We start from the raw sequence: 15,338 nt of genomic DNA, 5'->3' as shown, positions 1-15,338 counted from the left end.
TTGAATCGAATTTGACTAAAATTCGAGATATCGGGATTTGATTCAAATTTGAGGAATTAACGCGGAAATTGCTGCGGGACACGGTTTGGTCACACGTCCAATTGCACGCGTTAACCGTGTCGCTTAGCGCGCATACGGGTCCGATGATGGCGTCGAGGGGGAATTATCGCTCTGCTGGAGCGCCGAAACGGCGTCCGCCGCGGGTGATTTCGTTCACCGCGCGGTAACGTTGTCTTCGAGGGTTTCCTCGAGCTGCTCGTGAGTGAACTCCAGCGCAAAGCCGTCGTCGAGATGACGGACGACGTGAGCGGCGACACGGCCGAGCAGGACTTGTGAGTTCAGCGCCGGGCGTTGCTCGGCGGCGATCGCCGCGCCGGAGCGCGACATATCGATGATGCGGCAGCTCATCCGGCTGCCGTCGTCGAGCGTGAGCACGGCAATCGGGTTGCGCGGCACGATGCGGTCGTGACGACGGTCTTCCGGCAGATTGAGAATGTCGCGATTGGCGAGCCAGGTAAGTTGCGCGGCGAGCTTGTCGCGCTTGCGTGGGGTCGCCGCCAACGTCATCGCGAAGCCGTTGTCGATGATGCGTGTGATCTTCCCTTCGACGCGACCGATGTGGTCGAGATAAGCGATCACCCGGTCCCCGACATTGCCGATCCCCGGTGCCAGCAACGCCAATCCGCCGGGCGACATGTTGACGACCTGGCACGGAAACTCGCGGCGATCGGGCAGCATGTAGCGGCCGAGCAGGTGAACTTTCACCCGCTGGAAGCGGCGCCGCTCGAGCGAGGCCGGCTGAACCGTTGGTTTTTGCCACAACAAAACTGAAATTCCGATAGCCGGTCGCGCTGCCGTCACATGCAGCCTACGGCCGTCACGGTTAACGCCCCGTTAGCTCTCTGCCGCGCTGGTTGCAGACGCGGCGCCGGTCGCGCTGCGCTGAGTGCTGCGGTGCGGGAGAAATCTCGCGGCGCACCGCATTGCGATGCAGCTCAGCGCGTAGTTGTACGAAGTGGACTTTGCTCGTGTCTCAACCGATTAAGGTGCATCGGGTGCCGCATTTGCAGCGGCGGAGTCGAGGAAACGGGGCGGAGGGCGTCGCGCGGTGTCGTGCGTAGTCCCGGGGCGGGGATCATGGCGATCAGTCAACCAGCCAACGAATTGCTTGCGGCGTTACAGGTTGCGGATCTGGATCTGCTGCGGCCGCATTTGCGGACGATCGATCTGAAGTTCGGTCAGGTCCTGGTCGAGTCCGGGGCACCGCTGGAGCGGGTGATTTTCCCTCATGGCGGCATCGTGTCCAGCATGATTCACCTGAGCAAGGGGCAGGACATCGAGGTCGCGGCGATCGGTCGGGACGGAGTCATCGGCGCCGAGGCGGTGAACGAGACGGTGGCGGTAGCCACGGCGGTCGTTCGATATCCGGCGACGGCATCGGTGATCGACTGCGCGCATTTCCGGCATGTCGTCGACGTCAGCCCGACGCTCCGCAGTTTGTTGCTTCGCTATCACTGGGTGCGATCGGTCAGGGCCGAACAGATCGCAGGATGCAATGCGGCGCATTCCGCCGAGTCGCGGCTGTGCCGCCGTCTGCTGCAATCACGCGACCTCGCCGGCAGCGACTGTATGCAGCTCGGCCAGGACCTGATGGCGCAGATGCTCGGCGTGAAGCGCAACACGATCTCGCTGATTGCGCACGCTCTGCAGCAACAGGGGCTGATCCGCTACAGTCGTGGCCGGCTGGCGATCACCGACGTCAACGGACTGATCCAGCGCTCCTGCGAGTGCTACCGGGCCGATCGCGGCGGGTTTGCAGCCTCGCCGGTCGAACGTCGTTCCAGCGTGATGATGCCCCGGATGGGAACGGATTGCGCCGAGTCTCAGCGGCTGCCTTCATAAACCGTCAGGCCGCGTACTACCTGCAGCTTGCGCAATTGGCGCGGCGCGAAGCGGCGCGGCTGCTCGCCGGCGGTTCGCCATGAGTTCAACCGCAGGCCGGTGAGCGGCCCGATCACCCGGTCACCGAGCGGCGCAAGCAATCCTGTCATGCTCAGCGGCGTATGGGCGCGCGGCGCGAACGGCAGAAGCAGGAGTTCCAGCGCGACCGGCGTGGTGTTGGGCGCAGTGGCGGTGACGCCGGCGACCACCGCAATGGTGTCGCCGGCAACGATATCCAGCACCTGCTGCACTGCGAGCCGCTGCTCGAGCACGAACTGCGTCGTCAGCTTTTCGCCCTTCAGGTCCTGGCCGAGCAGGGCATTCAGCCGGGTGCCGGCGAACCGGAACGGATAGCCGGTGGCGTCGCAGGACACCACGAACATGTCCCCGAGCAGGCTGCGCAGAGCGTCGGGCTCGACCGCGCTGCGATCCGGGGCGGGGGCGCCGTCGCGTTGCTTGTCCCAATAGGCGAAGAACGCTTGGCTCGACGGATGCTTCATGGACGACCTTGGTTCGCGGTTGTCGCGACCGGACGGCATTGGGACAGGACTGTCCTGAATTCGCCCGGCGCGACGCTCCTGGAGTGTTGTGCAGGAGGCTCGTTGCAGCGTCCATGCCGGCCAGCGAGAACGGCGGCGTCATGCCCGGCTTTGCGTCGTTAAGGTTAAATTAACTATGGCGTTGCCCCCGGAGGAACGGCGGCTAGGGTATCCGCATTGCTGCGTCGGACGGACTCCAGACCTCCGGCGCTGGTGATGACAGGGTGGCCGAAAAACAGGCCGGCCGCGCACCGGAGAGGCGAATGCCGTCGTGGTGCGAACGATGTCGGCACGGACCAGGGGAGGGCTTTCTCAGAGCCCTCCCTTTTCCGTTGATGCGAATGCATCCTATCCTCAAATCTTTGAAATTGCGTGATTATTGACCCTCGCGGGTGGACGAACTACCGTCGCGGCATCGGGGAGTAGCGGCGCGCTGAGGCGCGCGGTCGTATCAACAGACTCGCGACAAGGTTCGCGTGGTGCGATCAACCGGATGAATCCGGTGCAGCGAGACCGTGACGGCAGGCGGCTGTTCCGGACAAGGCCCCAATTCCGTCCGGTCTCGACGTCCGCTGATGGGGCTCACCGATGTCTCCCGTATCTATTGCGGTGCTCGCCGTGGGCATGTCTGTCGATGCCCTGCTCGCATCGCTCGGCCGCGGCGCCGCGATGCGGCAGGCGCGGTGGTCCGAAGCGCTGCGCACCGGCGTCGTTTTCGGCATTGTCGAAGCGATCACCCCGCTGATTGGCTGGGCTGCGGGATTCGCCGCCAGCCAGTATGTCGCCGCGATCGACCATTGGATCGCGTTCGGTCTGCTGGCGATCGTCGGCGGCCGGATGATGTTGCATTCGTTCAAGCCGGCGAACGAGCGCGCCGCCGCTGTGGCCGGCGGTTCGCTGTGGGTGCTGATGGCCACGGCCGTCGGCACCAGCATCGACGCGATGGCGGTCGGCGTGTCCCTGGCGTTCTTGGACGTGAACATCCTCGTGATCGCCGCGGCGATCGGGTGCGCCACCTTCGTGATGTCGACCGGCGGCATGCTGGCGGGCAGGCTGATCAGCGGATCGTTCGGGCGCTGGGCCGAGCGGGCCGGGGGGCTGGCGCTGGTCGGCCTCGGGTTGTCGATTCTGGTGAACCACCTGAGCGCCGGGTGAAGTCCGCGACCTTGCCTCTCGCGCTTGGTGCCGGTTTTCCGTGTTTGCGAAAAGTGCTCTAAGGGATCGGCGCCTCCGTCCCGCGTCTCGCATCAGGTCGTCTGCTTTGGAAGCTCCGCTCGAACAGAACCAATTGTCGCCGCCGCAGCCGCCACGCGAGCCCATCCTGACCCTGCCAGGGGCGGTCACGGCCTATATCGCGTTGCTGGCGGTGATCCATCTGCGCACGCTGCTGTCGCCGGAATTCGAATACTGGACGATCGAAGTCTTCGGGTTCATCCCGATGCGCTACGATCAGACGCTGCTGGACTCGCCGTTTCCCGGTGGCACCGGCGCCAAGATCTGGACTTTCGTCACCTATTCGCTGCTTCACGCCAATCTCAGCCACATCCTGTTCAACGTGCTGTGGCTGCTGCCGTTCGGCAGCGCGTTGGCGCGGCGGTTCGGCGCCGTGCGGTTCTTCGTGTTCATGGCGGTGACCGCCGTGGCCGGAGCGTTCGCGCATCTGCTGACGCACGCGCACGAGATCGCGCCGATGATCGGGGCTTCCGCGTCGGTGTCGGGCGCGATGGCGGCGGCGATCCGCTTCGCCTTTGTCCGCGGCAGCTTCCTGTCGCTGCGACGGGGCGATGCCGATGCCGCGGCGCGGGTGCCGGCGCAGCCGCTGACCCGCGCGCTGCGCGACCCGCGGGTGCTCGCCTTCCTTGGTATCTGGTTCGGCATCAACATCATCTTCGGTGTCGGGTCGATCGCGATCGGTAACGAAGGCGCCAGCGTCGCCTGGCAGGCGCATATTGGCGGCTTCTTCGCCGGCCTCTTGTTGTTCTCGTTGTTCGATCCGGTGCCGCGCGCGCCCGATGCCGCGACCCCGTGATGCGCTGCGGTCATCGTTCGCAGTTGCGAGAGTTTTGATTCATCGCTGAAACGCCGCAATCTTGCGGTGTCATTGCACCCGGCGCCGTTGAGCGCCGGGCTCGGAATGGGGATTGGCGTGAAGAGTACGCCGATCTGGTCGAGCGCCCGTTCCGCCCATCGCCGTGACTGATCCGCTGCAAGTGTCACAACGAGAGCCGCCCGGCTCGGCCGGCGGCCTATGGGAGGCGACCATGACCGTGCTTGCGATTCTGGAATCCAAGGGGCGTTACATTCACACTGTCGAGGCCGATGCTCGGCTCGCGGTCGCGGTGAAAACGTTGGCCGAGCGCCGCATTGGGGCGGTGCTGGTCATGAACGGCGCTCGGCTCGAAGGAATCTTGTCGGAGCGCGACGTGGTTCGCGTACTCGCCGACCGCGGCGCTGCGATGCTGGATGCGCCGGTCGGCGCGGTGATGACGCGGGACGTGATGACCTGCCGCCAGGACGACACCGTCGGTCAGATCATGGAGCGGATGACGGCGGGCAAGTTCCGGCATCTGCCGGTGATGGAGCAAGACCGCGTCGTCGGACTGATCTCGATCGGCGACATCGTCAAATCGCGACTGACCGAATACGAGCACGAGCAGCAGGCGCTGCACGACTATATCAAATCGGCCTGACGGCAGCGGCCTGACTGTGGCTCAGGCGCGCGCGCCGTCGAGAAACAGCGTCCAGGCCTTGTCGAAATAAGCGTTCTGGGCGCGGGACGACGCATAGGTCGTGCCGCCCAGCATGGCGTTGAGCATCGGCCCGACCGCGATGCAGTTGATGAGCTGTGCTGCGAGAAAGCGCGCGTCGCCGCGGGCGAGGGCGCCGGCGTTCTGTGCGTCGTCGATCAACCAGAGCAACCGATCCATGATCGGATCATCGGTCCGGCTTGCGACGGCCTGTCCGACCACCAGCGCCTCGCTGAACGCGATCCGCTTGAACGCGATTAGCGTCGGATCGAGATTGACGGCCAGTAGCCAGCGCGCCGCGGCGCGGAGCTGCGTCAGCGCGTCGCCGGTCTGTGTCGCCATCGCGGTCTGGAAATGCGCCAGCGTTTGCACGCGGGCATGCTCGACCACGCCCTCGAACAACGCCAGTTTCGACGGGAAGCGCCGATACACCGTGTCCTTGCCGACGCCGCATGCGGCCACGACCTGCTCGACCGAGGTCGCGGCGAAACCCTGCTGCGCGAACAGCCGCGACGCCGTCTCGATGATGTGAAGCGACTTGGCTTCGACATCGCTTTTGCGCGGGCGGCCGCCTTTGGAAGTGATCGTCGAAGTCGGCATCGAGGTCCTTGATCGTCGGTGCGACGAGGCGAGTCTTTCGAGCAATTCCAATCCCAGATTTGCAATCGGTTGGCAATCGATCTGGACAGGACGGTCCCGTCCCGTTTATTTCCCCGCCCGCCTGTGAAGGCGAGGTATCTGGGGGAGAGCGGATGGGACACCAAAATAAGATCGTCGCCGGAGTCGCGGTTGCGCTATCGCTGTCGGGCGGACCGGAGGCGATGGCGCAGAGCGCCCAGGAGACGTCGGTGGCGTTGCCGCCGGTCACCGTGCAGTCCTCCGAACGTCGCGCGGTACGCCGGGCGCAGCCGACTCCCGCGGCTTCGCGCGCGGTGCCGGCGCGAACATCGGCGCGAGAACCTGCGGCGCCCGCGGCGCGGCCGGTCAACGCGAGCAACACGTCCGATCGCTATGCCGCCCGGACCTCGGCGACCGCCACCAAGACCGACACGCCGGTGCTGGAAACCCCGCAGTCGATCTCGACCGTCACCCGCCGCCAGATGGACGACCAGAACGTTCAGACAGTGGCCAACGCGCTGCGCTACAGCGCCGGGGTGCTGTCGGATGCCGACACCAATTCCCGCTACGACAGCGTCTTCATCCGTGGCTTCGGCGCGTTCGGCACCGCGACCAACTACGTCGGCTTCCTCGACGGGCTGAAGCTGCCGCGCGGCCAGGCCTTCGCCAACACCGCGATCGATCCGTTTCTGCTCGACCGCGTCGAGGTGCTGAAAGGGCCTTCGGCGGTGCTGTACGGGCAGACCAGCCCGGGCGGTCTCGTCAATCAGATCAGCCGGATGCCGAGCGCAGTGCCCTACAATGAAGTTCGCGTTGAAGGCGGCAGCTATGGCCGCTTCCAGTCCGGCATCACCAGCCAGGGCGCGCTCGATAAGGATGGGCATTGGCTGTACAGCCTGAGCGCGATCGGCCGCACCTCCGGCACGCGGTATGACAATGTCGACGAGCAGCGTTTCGCCGTCGCGCCGGCGCTGACCTGGGCGCCGGACATGGACACGCGTTTCACCATCCAGAGCTACTACCAAAAGGACCCGAAGGGCGGCTACTTCAACTCGCTGTATCCGACCTCGCTGGCGCCGCTGCAGTACCGGCCATACCTGAACTCCAAGCTCAATGTTGACGATCCCGGCTTCGACTCGTTCGAGCGCGAGCAGTACGGCATCGGCTATCAGTTCGACAAACGGCTCAACGAGGTCGTCAGCGTCAAGTCGAGCCTGCGCTATTCGCACGTCGACATCGATTTCAAGTCGCTGCAGATGAGCGGACCGCTCACCGCCACCGGCACGATCCCGCGCTGGGCGCTGCGCTCGATCGAGGACGTCGGCGGCCTCTCCACCGACAATCGCGTCCAGTTCGATTTCGCCACCGGCGCCCTGCAGCACAAGGTCATCACCGGCGTCGATTATCAGAACACGCTCAGCAACTGGACCTACCAGCTCGGCGGCGCGACTTCGCTCGACGTTGTCAATCCGCAGTACAATCAGCCGGTCGGTCCGCTCGCGTCGTTGATCGACAGCGGTCAGAAGCTCACGCAGACCGGGCTGTATGCGCAGGACCAGATCAGCCTGGGCGGCTGGCGCGCCACGCTAGGTGTTCGCCACGATTGGGCCGAGCAGAGCACCGAGAGCCGTCTTGCCGGATCGCGCTCCAATCAGTCGGACGACAAGACCACCTATCGGGCCGGCCTGCTGTATCTGTTCGATAACGGCGTCGCGCCCTATGTCAGCTATTCGACGTCGTTCGAGCCGGTCACCGGCGTCGGTGCCGACGGGCAGCCGTTCATCCCGACCACCGCCGAGCAATACGAAGGCGGCATCAAATATCAGCCGACTTTCCTGCCGATCCTGTTCACCGCGTCGGTGTTCGACATTCGCCAGCAGAACGTGCTGACGCCGTCATCGGTGCCGGGCTTCAATGTTCAGCAGGGCGAGATCCGCTCGAAGGGCGTTGAACTCGAAGCCCGCGGCAACGTCACCGACAGCCTCGAGCTGATCGGCGCCTTGACCTTCCTCGATACCCGTGTGGCGAAATCCACGACTGTGTCGATCATCGGCAACCGGCCGCAGGCCGTGCCGGACTTCTTCGGCTCGATGTGGGCGAACTACACGTTCCGGTCAGGCCAGGTCAGCGGTCTGACCTTCGGCGGCGGCATCCGCCATGTCGGCGCCAGCTACGGCGACGATGCCAACACGCTGCGCACACCGGCCTATACGGTGGTGGATGCGGCGTTGAAATACGACCTCGCGAACGTCGCGCCGCGTCTGAAGGGCACGACCCTGACGCTCAACGTCAACAACCTGTTCGACAAGGAATACTATTCGAGCTGCTCGTCGGGATTCTACTGCCAGTTCGGCAATCGCCGCACGGTTCTGGCGGGGATCAAGTACCGGTGGTGAGGATCGACGCCAGAGGGGCGCGCCGCCGATGACGCGGCGCGCCGTTAGGCTGTGGGTGTGGGTGCATCGCTGGAGCAGCCTTGTCTGCACGCTGTTCGCGCTGCTGCTTTGCCTCACGGGCCTGCCGCTGATCTTCAAGGACGAGCTTGGTCCTGATCTGCAGCTGGCGGCCACGACGGCGGCGCCCGGCACGGTCTCGGTGGATTCGATGATCGCGCGGGCCTTGGCGGCGCGGCCCGGCGAGGTGGTGCCGTATCTGTTCTACGATCGTGATCATCCGATTCTGAAGGTGCCGACCGCAGTCTCGATGACGGCCGATCCGGCCACGTTTCACTATCAGGTGTTCGACACCCGCACCGGGCGGCAGATCGAGATCCCGCAGCCGAACGAGGGCTTCCTCTATGTGATGACGCGGCTGCATCTTGATCTATTCGGCGGTGTGCCGGGCACGCTGTTTCTCGGCTCCATGGGCCTGCTGCTGGTGATCGCGATCGTCTCCGGCGTCGTGCTGTACGGTCCGTTCACGCGGCGTCTTGCGTTCGGCGTCGTCCGGACGGACGGCAGCCGCCGGCGCACATGGCTCGACCTGCACAATCTGCTCGGCATCGTGACGCTCGCCTGGTTCGGCGTCGTCAGCTTCACCGGCGTCATCAACACGCTGGCGGCGCCGATCGAACTCGCCTGGCAGGCCAATCAGCTCGTCGAGATGGCGGCGCAGGCGAAGCCGGCCGAGATCGAAGGACAGCGTGCATCGATCGACGCGGTGCTGCGCGACGTGCGCGCCGCGGTGCCCGGCATGAACGTGATGACGGTGGCGTTTCCGGGAACGCCGTTCGCCACCCCGTCGCACGTCGCGATCTTTCTCACCGGCAACACGCCGATCACGAGCCGCATCCTCAAGCCGGCGCTGGCGGATGCGTCGACCGGGCAGGTGGTTTCGGTGCGCGACATGCCGTGGTACGCGACCGCACTGTTCATGTCGCAGCCGCTGCATTTCGGCGACTATGGCGGGCTGCCGCTGAAGATCATCTGGGCGTTGTTCGACGTCGCCACCATCGTGGTCCTGATCAGCGGCCTGTATCTGTGGTGGGCGAAGCGCCCGCGCCGCGGCGATGTCGAGCCTGCCGGAAGCGCCGCATCATGAGCGCATTGCGACGACAATGGCTGTGGCCGCTCGCGCTCGCGGCTTCGACCGTATTCGGATTGCTGTCCGCCCTGATCGGGGAGGGCGGCCTGTGGTGGCTGCTGTGCTGGGGCGCGCTGGCGTTGCCGCTGGTGACGATCGCGCTGTGCGTCGTCAGGCGTGGCCCCTGCGGCGGCCATTGATCGGGTCGCCGCTCAGGTTTCCACCGGCACCGTCGCCTTGGGCTGCGGAACGGCTTCCTCGATCGTCTCGCGGATCGAGTCGATCGCCCGCTCGGCGGCGCGGGCACCGTGCGCGATGATCTCGTCGGCACGGTGGAAATCGAACCAGCCGATCCGGCCGACCCGCGGCGAGATCAAGAGATCCGGCGGATCGCCAGCGAGCCTGGCCCGGGTGATGCGGTCCTGCATGATGTTGAACGCGTCGGTCATCACCTTGGAGATGCCCGGACGTTCGGGGCTGCCGAACAATTCCTGTTTGACGAACCGTTCCGGCGAAAAGAACCGCGTGAAGCCGCGCTTCGGCGATACCGGTTCCTCGGGTTCGGGCTCCGGCGGTGCCGGCATCGCGTTGCCGTGAGAGAAGATCGTGGTGCCGTGGCCGAACACGTCGCTGGAGACGTTGGCGGCGATCACGATTTCGGCGCCGAGCGCGCGAGCCGCCGACACCGGCACCGGATTGACAAGTGCCCCGTCGACCAGCCAGCGGTCGCCGATCAACACCGGCGAGAAGATGCCGGGCAGGGCGTAAGAGGCGCGCACTGCGTCGACGATGCGGCCATGCGTCAGCCAGATCTCGTGACCGGTCGCCACCTCGGTCGCGACGCTGGCGAATTTCTGCGTCAGATCCTGAATCAGGATCTGGCCGAGCGTGGCGTCGAGCTGCGCGGCCAGTTTGCTGCCGCCGATCAGGCCGGAGCCATTGAGCCGGATGTCGAGATAGCCGAAGATGTTGCGCGGCTGCAGTCGCCGTGCCCATTCCTCCAGCGTGTCGAGATGACCGGCGACATACGCGCCACCGACCACCGCGCCGATCGACGTGCCGACCACCACGTCGGGCGTAATGCCATTGGCCAGCAGGGTGCGCAGGATCCCGATATGAGCGAAGCCCCGTGCCGCGCCGCCGCCCAGCGCCAGCCCGATCACCGGCCTGCGGATGCTGTCGAGGCCGACCTTGTCCTGTGCCGGCGGGTTCGCATGCCCGCGTCCGATCAGATTTTCCAGCACGGCTCTCTCCTGAACTCGTCGTCCATTGCAGTCATTGCAGTCCGGGCCGATCCGGCTCGCGACTCGCGTCGCTTCATCGTGCCACGGCGTTCTGAAAGCATGAATAATGCCTTGGGCGGCTGGGACTAGGGGAGAATCGTGACGCAATCACGAGCAACACGCCCATACCGCCCAGTTCAGTGCCGGCTCGGCCCGGCACCGGACCGGCTTGAATTTGCCGCGTTTTCGGTGAAAACCATCGCGATGGATTTCAGGGGTAACATCATCGGGAGCTGGCTGCGCAGGGCGGCCCGTTGGGGAATGGTCGGCGTGTGCGTGCTGGCGCTCACCCAGCCCGCCGCCGCGCAATTGTTCGGTGAACGGCCGCCGCCGGTGCCGCCGGCCTCGGTCCCCGAGCCGCCCGCCGGTGGAGCGATCAGCCTGGCGCCGCAGGGCGGCCCGGCCGCGGTGCCGAATCTTCCGGCGCCGCTCACCCAGCCGCCGGTCGCCGCGGTCACGCCCCCGGCGGTGTCTCCGCTGCCTCCGGTTACCGCCGCGCCGCAGGGCGTCTTGGCGCTGACCGCGCGCTACGGCAAGGACCAGCCGGTGATCAACAGCGGCTTGGTGTGGCGGGTGTACTCCGATCGTCCCGACGAGAGCGGTTCGATCAAGCTGGTGCGCGAGGACCACGGCGCCAACCCGAACATCCTGCTGCCGCCGGGCAACTATGTCGTGCACGTCGCGCTCGGACTGGTCAGCGCGGTGCGGCCGGTGACGGTGAAGGCCGATACCGAACGTGAGAATTTTGTGCTTCCCGCCGGCGGTCTTCGGATCGAAGGCAAGGTCGGCAGCTCGCGAATTCCGTCCAATCAGATCTCGTTCACGATCTACAAGGGCAGCCAGTTCGACAACGCCCAGCGCGCGCCGCTGCTGCCGAACGTCGCCGCCGGCGACGTCGCGCTGGTGCCCGAAGGCACCTATTACATCGTCTCCAACTATGGCGACGCGAATTCGGTGGTGCGCTCCGACATCCGCGTCCAGGCCGGCAAGCTCACCGATGTCACCATCACGCACCGCGCCGCGGTGATCACCTTGAAGCTGGTGGGCGAGAAGGGCGGCGAGGCGCTCGCCAACACCTCCTGGTCGGTGCTGACGCCGGGCGGCGACGTCATCAAGGAATCGATCGGCGCCTTCCCGCGCGTGGTGCTGTCGGAAGGCGAGTACCGCGCCATCGCCAAGAACGAAGGCAAGGTGTTCGAACGCGGCTTCAACGTCGTCAACGGCGTCGACGGCGAAGTCGAGGTGCTGGCGCGCTGAGACCTCGCGGCCACAATGGGCGCAGCGTCACAGTCCTGAACGCGAAATAACCATTCCGCGACTTAAAACCTTCATAATCAGGGGTTTGCGCCTCGCGGCGCGCTGCGTTTACATCGTCTTAATCGGGAATAGCTCGACTGCGCCGCAGTTCTCATCCGCGGGGCGCTACTCGTGTCGGCTGCCGTCACTCAACTTTCCGAAAATTCGACCAGTCAGCTTGCTGCCGATTTAACCGTGCTGCAGCGCAAGTGGTATGCTGCGATCCAGCCCGGACAGTCGCTGCCGAGCTACGAGGAGGTGATGCTCGGCAGTCTCGGCCGGCTCGCCGATCATCTGGTGCTGCTGGAGATCGACGGCGAGACACCCGAAGTCTCGCGCACCGGCCGCTACGCGCAGCAATGGCTCGGGGACGAGCGCTGGGACATTCCGCTCGATGCGCTGTCACCGGATTGCGGCACCGCGCTGGCGCAGGCCGCCTCGGGCGCGCTGCAGAACAAGCGGCCGCATATCGGCACCGCGCATTGCGTTCGCGACGGCATCGTGCAGCGCTACACGCTGCTCGCGCTGCCGACCGCCTCGCGCTGGGGCGGCACGCTAGTCGGCGTCTATGTCAACGAAGAGGCGCAGCGCTACAATCTCTTGGATGCGATCTTCTCCTCCACCGACGACGGCATCGTCGCGTTGACCGCGATCCGCGGAGCCGATCGCCGCCCGTTCGATTTTCAGATTGTGCACGTCAACCAAGGCGCGTCGCAATTGCTGCGGCGAACGGTGAGCGAGCTGCGCTGGAGCCGGCTGTCGGTCGGGCATCATCTGCTTTGCACCCCCGACGTCGCCGGCCGACTGATCGACCTGGTCGATGCCGACGCCTGCATCACCTTCGCGGTCGACAGCGGCGATCGCAATCTCAGCCTCAGCGCCACCGCGTTCGGCGACGTGGTGTCGGTGACGATCTCGGACGTCACCTCGCTGAAGAAGCGTGAGGAGTCGTTCCGTCTGCTATTCGACGGCAATCCGATGCCGATGTGGGTGTTCGACGCCCAGACCTTCGAATTCCTCAGCGTCAACGACGCCGCGGTGGCGCATTACGGCTATCCGCGCGAGCGGTTCCTGCGGATGTCGCTGCGCGAGATCTGGCCGCGCGAGGAGTGGATCGCGCACGGCCAGACGCTGCTGGAGATGCGCGACAGCTATCAGTCCGAGGGCAATTGGCGCCATATCAAAGCCGACGGCTCCGAGATCCATGTGCTGACGTTCGGTCGCCGCGTGATGTTCGACGGCCGCGACGGCTTTCTGGTCGCCGTGGTCGACGTCACCGAACGCCGCAAGGCCGAGGCCAAGATCGCCCACATGGCCCATCACGACGGGCTCACCAATCTGCCGAACCGCGCGCTCTATCAGCAGCGGCTGGAGCAGGCGCTGGCGCAGGCGCGCGGCAGCGGCACGATAGTCGCGGTGATGTGCGTCGACCTCGATCTGTTCAAGAACGTCAACGACTCGTTCGGCCATCCGATGGGAGACCGGCTGCTGCGCTGCGTCGCCGAACGGCTGCGGCAACAGGTCGGCGACGGCGATCTGGTGGCGCGGCTCGGCGGCGACGAGTTCGCGATCGTGCTGACCTCGCTGCCGACGCCGAACGAAGCCAGCAGTTTCGCGGCGCGACTGATCGAGATCCTCAGTGCCCCTTACGACATGGACGGCCTCGAAGTGGTGATCGGTGCATCGGTCGGCATCGCGCTGGCGCCGTCCGACGGCGACGAATGCGAGGCGCTGTCGCGCAATGCCGACATGGCGCTGTACCGGGCCAAGGCCGCGGGCGGCGGCTGCCATCATTTCTTCGAGAAGGAGATGGACCGCCAGGCGCAGATCCGGCGCGATATGGAGCTCGACCTGCGGCAGGCGTTCGCGCGCGGCGAGTTCGAACTGCACTATCAACCGCTGATCGACCTGGCCGAAGACCGCATCGGCGGCTTCGAGACGCTGCTGCGCTGGCGCCATCCCGAGCGCGGCATGATCTCGCCGTCCGACTTCATCCCGGTGGCCGAAGACATCGGACTGATCGTCGGCCTCGGCGAATGGGTGCTGCGGCAGGCGTGTCTGGAAGCCGCGTCGTGGCCGTCCGACGTCAAGGTCGCGGTCAATCTGTCGCCGGTGCAATTCCGCAGCCGCAACCTGGTGCAGGTTGTGATCTCGGCGCTGGCGCAATCGAGCCTGGTGCCGCACCGGCTCGAGCTGGAGATCACCGAGTCGCTGTTTCTCGCCGACAGCGAGGCGAACCTTGCGACCCTGCATCAGCTCCGCAGCCTCGGGGTGCGGATCTCGATGGACGATTTCGGTACCGGCTATTCGTCGCTCAGCTACTTACGCAGTTTCCCGTTCGACAAGATCAAGATCGACCGTTCGTTCGTGAAGGATCTGACCGAGCGGCCGGATTGCCTGGCGATCGTCCGGGCCATTGCCGGCCTCGGGCGGAGCCTCGACATCACCACGCTCGCCGAAGGTGTCGAGACCATCGAGCAGCTCGATGCGCTGCGCGCTGAAGGCTGCCACGAGGTGCAAGGATTCCTGTTCAGTCCGGCGCGGCCGGCTGCGGAGATCTCCGGGCTGCTGATGCGGTTTGGACGACGGGCCTCGCAGGCGGCGTAGAACTCACCAAACCGTCAGCCGACGCCGTCGCCCTCTTTGCCTGCGCGCGGGGAGGGGTGCCGTCGAGGCTCAGAACCTCGTCACCACCTCCGACAGCGTCGGGCGCGGCCGATCCTCGATGTCTTTCTGACGGGTGCCGATGTGGATGAAGCCGGCGAGCTTTTCGTCGCCGCGCAGGCCGAGGCCGCTCAGCACTTCGGGATCGAACGCGATCCAGCCGGTCAGCCAGTTGGCGCCGTAACCGAGCGCGGTGGCGGCCGAGACGATGTTCATGCAGCTCGCGCCGGCGGACAGCTCCTGCTCCCAGACCGGCACCTTGGGGTGCGGCTTCGGCGACGACACCACCGCGATCACCAGCGGAGCTTCCAACAGTCGCGCCTTCTCGGCGGCGATCTCGGCCGCGGTTGCGCCAGGGTTCTTGCGGGCGAACACGTCGGCGATCACCTCGCCGGCGCGGGCGCGGGCATCGCCTTCGAATACGATGAACCGCCACGGCGCGATCTTGCCGTGGTCCGGCACCCGTGCGCCGATCGTCAGGATCGTTTCGAGCTGGTCGGGCGAGGGACCAGGGCCAGTCATCTCGCGCGGTTTCACCGAGCGGCGGGTTTCGAGGAAGGAAATGACGTCCGACATGGCGTGGCTCCGGCGATCGGGTCGCATGATGATCGGTGGACCTTCTAGCAGAGAATACGCGTCCGATCGACTGTCGGAGCGCGTTTCAGAGAGCTTCCAACAAGTCGCGATGCCGTTTCACGGATCGCGCGCGGTGGTTGGCAGTGCCTGCG

14 protein-coding genes are annotated in these 15,338 nt (G+C 65.7%); 9 read left to right on the top strand and 5 right to left on the bottom strand.

Annotated elements, in window-relative coordinates; all coding sequences use genetic code 11:
- Positions 1–213 precede the first annotated feature (213 nt).
- Complete coding sequence (locus tag M9H71_RS00530; RefSeq protein WP_455403174.1) at positions 214–825, bottom strand: PilZ domain-containing protein; 612 nt, start codon at positions 823–825, stop codon at positions 214–216.
- A gap of 312 nt (positions 826–1,137) precedes the next feature.
- Here M9H71_RS00530 and M9H71_RS00525 point away from each other — a divergent pair, with 312 nt between their 5' ends.
- Positions 1,138–1,902, top strand: coding sequence for a Crp/Fnr family transcriptional regulator (locus M9H71_RS00525; RefSeq protein ID WP_455403173.1), 765 nt, complete (start codon positions 1,138–1,140; stop codon positions 1,900–1,902).
- Here the strand turns inward: M9H71_RS00525 and M9H71_RS00520 are convergent.
- The gene (locus M9H71_RS00520) at positions 1,884–2,441 is read right to left on the bottom strand and encodes a PAS domain-containing protein (RefSeq protein ID WP_455403172.1); all 558 of its coding nucleotides are present in this window, start codon (positions 2,439–2,441) and stop codon (positions 1,884–1,886) included. The two genes, M9H71_RS00525 and M9H71_RS00520, sit on opposite strands and share 19 nt — an antisense overlap.
- Positions 2,442–3,068: 627 nt before the next feature.
- Here M9H71_RS00520 and M9H71_RS00515 point away from each other — a divergent pair.
- The 3 genes from M9H71_RS00515 (at position 3,069) to M9H71_RS00505 (ending at position 5,170) form a co-directional block, all read left to right on the top strand.
- A complete protein-coding gene (locus tag M9H71_RS00515; RefSeq protein WP_455403171.1) occupies positions 3,069–3,635 on the top strand; it encodes a manganese efflux pump MntP in 567 nt (188 codons plus the stop codon).
- Positions 3,636–3,741: 106 nt separating this feature from the next.
- On the top strand, positions 3,742–4,509 hold the full coding sequence (locus M9H71_RS00510; RefSeq protein WP_455403170.1) for a rhomboid family intramembrane serine protease: 768 nt from the start codon (positions 3,742–3,744) through the stop codon (positions 4,507–4,509).
- A 232-nt stretch (positions 4,510–4,741) separates the two neighbouring features.
- Positions 4,742–5,170 carry a CBS domain-containing protein gene (locus tag M9H71_RS00505; RefSeq protein ID WP_455403169.1) on the top strand — a complete coding sequence of 143 codons (429 nt, stop codon included), beginning with the start codon at positions 4,742–4,744 and terminating at the stop codon, positions 5,168–5,170.
- Between the two features lie 21 nt (positions 5,171–5,191).
- Here the strand turns inward: M9H71_RS00505 and M9H71_RS00500 are convergent, their stop codons facing one another.
- Positions 5,192–5,827 (bottom strand): TetR/AcrR family transcriptional regulator, encoded by a 636-nt coding sequence (locus tag M9H71_RS00500; protein WP_455403168.1) that lies wholly within the window; start codon positions 5,825–5,827, stop codon positions 5,192–5,194.
- A 152-nt stretch (positions 5,828–5,979) separates the two neighbouring features.
- On the opposite strand from M9H71_RS00500, the gene M9H71_RS00495 reads away from it, so the two are divergent.
- The 3 genes from M9H71_RS00495 to M9H71_RS00485 are packed head-to-tail and all read left to right on the top strand — an operon-like array spanning position 5,980 to position 9,567.
- Positions 5,980–8,241, top strand: a complete 2,262-nt coding sequence (locus M9H71_RS00495; RefSeq protein ID WP_455403167.1) for a TonB-dependent siderophore receptor — start codon at positions 5,980–5,982, stop codon at positions 8,239–8,241.
- 28 nt (positions 8,242–8,269) lie between these two features.
- The gene (locus M9H71_RS00490; protein ID WP_455403166.1) at positions 8,270–9,385 is read left to right on the top strand and encodes a PepSY-associated TM helix domain-containing protein; all 1,116 of its coding nucleotides are present in this window, start codon (positions 8,270–8,272) and stop codon (positions 9,383–9,385) included.
- Positions 9,382–9,567, top strand: a complete 186-nt coding sequence (locus M9H71_RS00485) for a hypothetical protein (RefSeq protein ID WP_455403165.1) — start codon at positions 9,382–9,384, stop codon at positions 9,565–9,567. The genes M9H71_RS00490 and M9H71_RS00485 overlap by 4 nt, the downstream gene beginning before the upstream one ends.
- A 12-nt stretch (positions 9,568–9,579) precedes the next feature.
- On the opposite strand, the gene M9H71_RS00480 is transcribed toward M9H71_RS00485, so the two are convergent.
- Positions 9,580–10,611 (bottom strand): patatin-like phospholipase family protein, encoded by a 1,032-nt coding sequence (locus M9H71_RS00480; RefSeq protein WP_455403164.1) that lies wholly within the window; start codon positions 10,609–10,611, stop codon positions 9,580–9,582.
- A gap of 243 nt (positions 10,612–10,854) precedes the next feature.
- Here M9H71_RS00480 and M9H71_RS00475 point away from each other — a divergent pair, with 243 nt between their 5' ends.
- Entirely contained in the window at positions 10,855–11,907 is a 1,053-nt protein-coding gene (locus tag M9H71_RS00475) for a hypothetical protein (protein WP_455403163.1), read from the top strand.
- A gap of 171 nt (positions 11,908–12,078) precedes the next feature.
- Positions 12,079–14,553 carry a putative bifunctional diguanylate cyclase/phosphodiesterase gene (locus tag M9H71_RS00470; protein ID WP_455403162.1) on the top strand — a complete coding sequence of 825 codons (2,475 nt, stop codon included), beginning with the start codon at positions 12,079–12,081 and terminating at the stop codon, positions 14,551–14,553.
- Between the two features lie 69 nt (positions 14,554–14,622).
- Here the strand turns inward: M9H71_RS00470 and M9H71_RS00465 are convergent, their stop codons facing one another.
- Entirely contained in the window at positions 14,623–15,186 is a 564-nt protein-coding gene (locus M9H71_RS00465) for a nitroreductase family protein (protein WP_455403161.1), read from the bottom strand.
- Positions 15,187–15,338 lie beyond the last annotated feature (152 nt).

The organism is Rhodopseudomonas parapalustris, from assembly GCF_053772255.1.
Note: the sequence above shows the minus strand (reverse complement) of the source record. Positions and strands in the feature narration are given on the sequence as shown.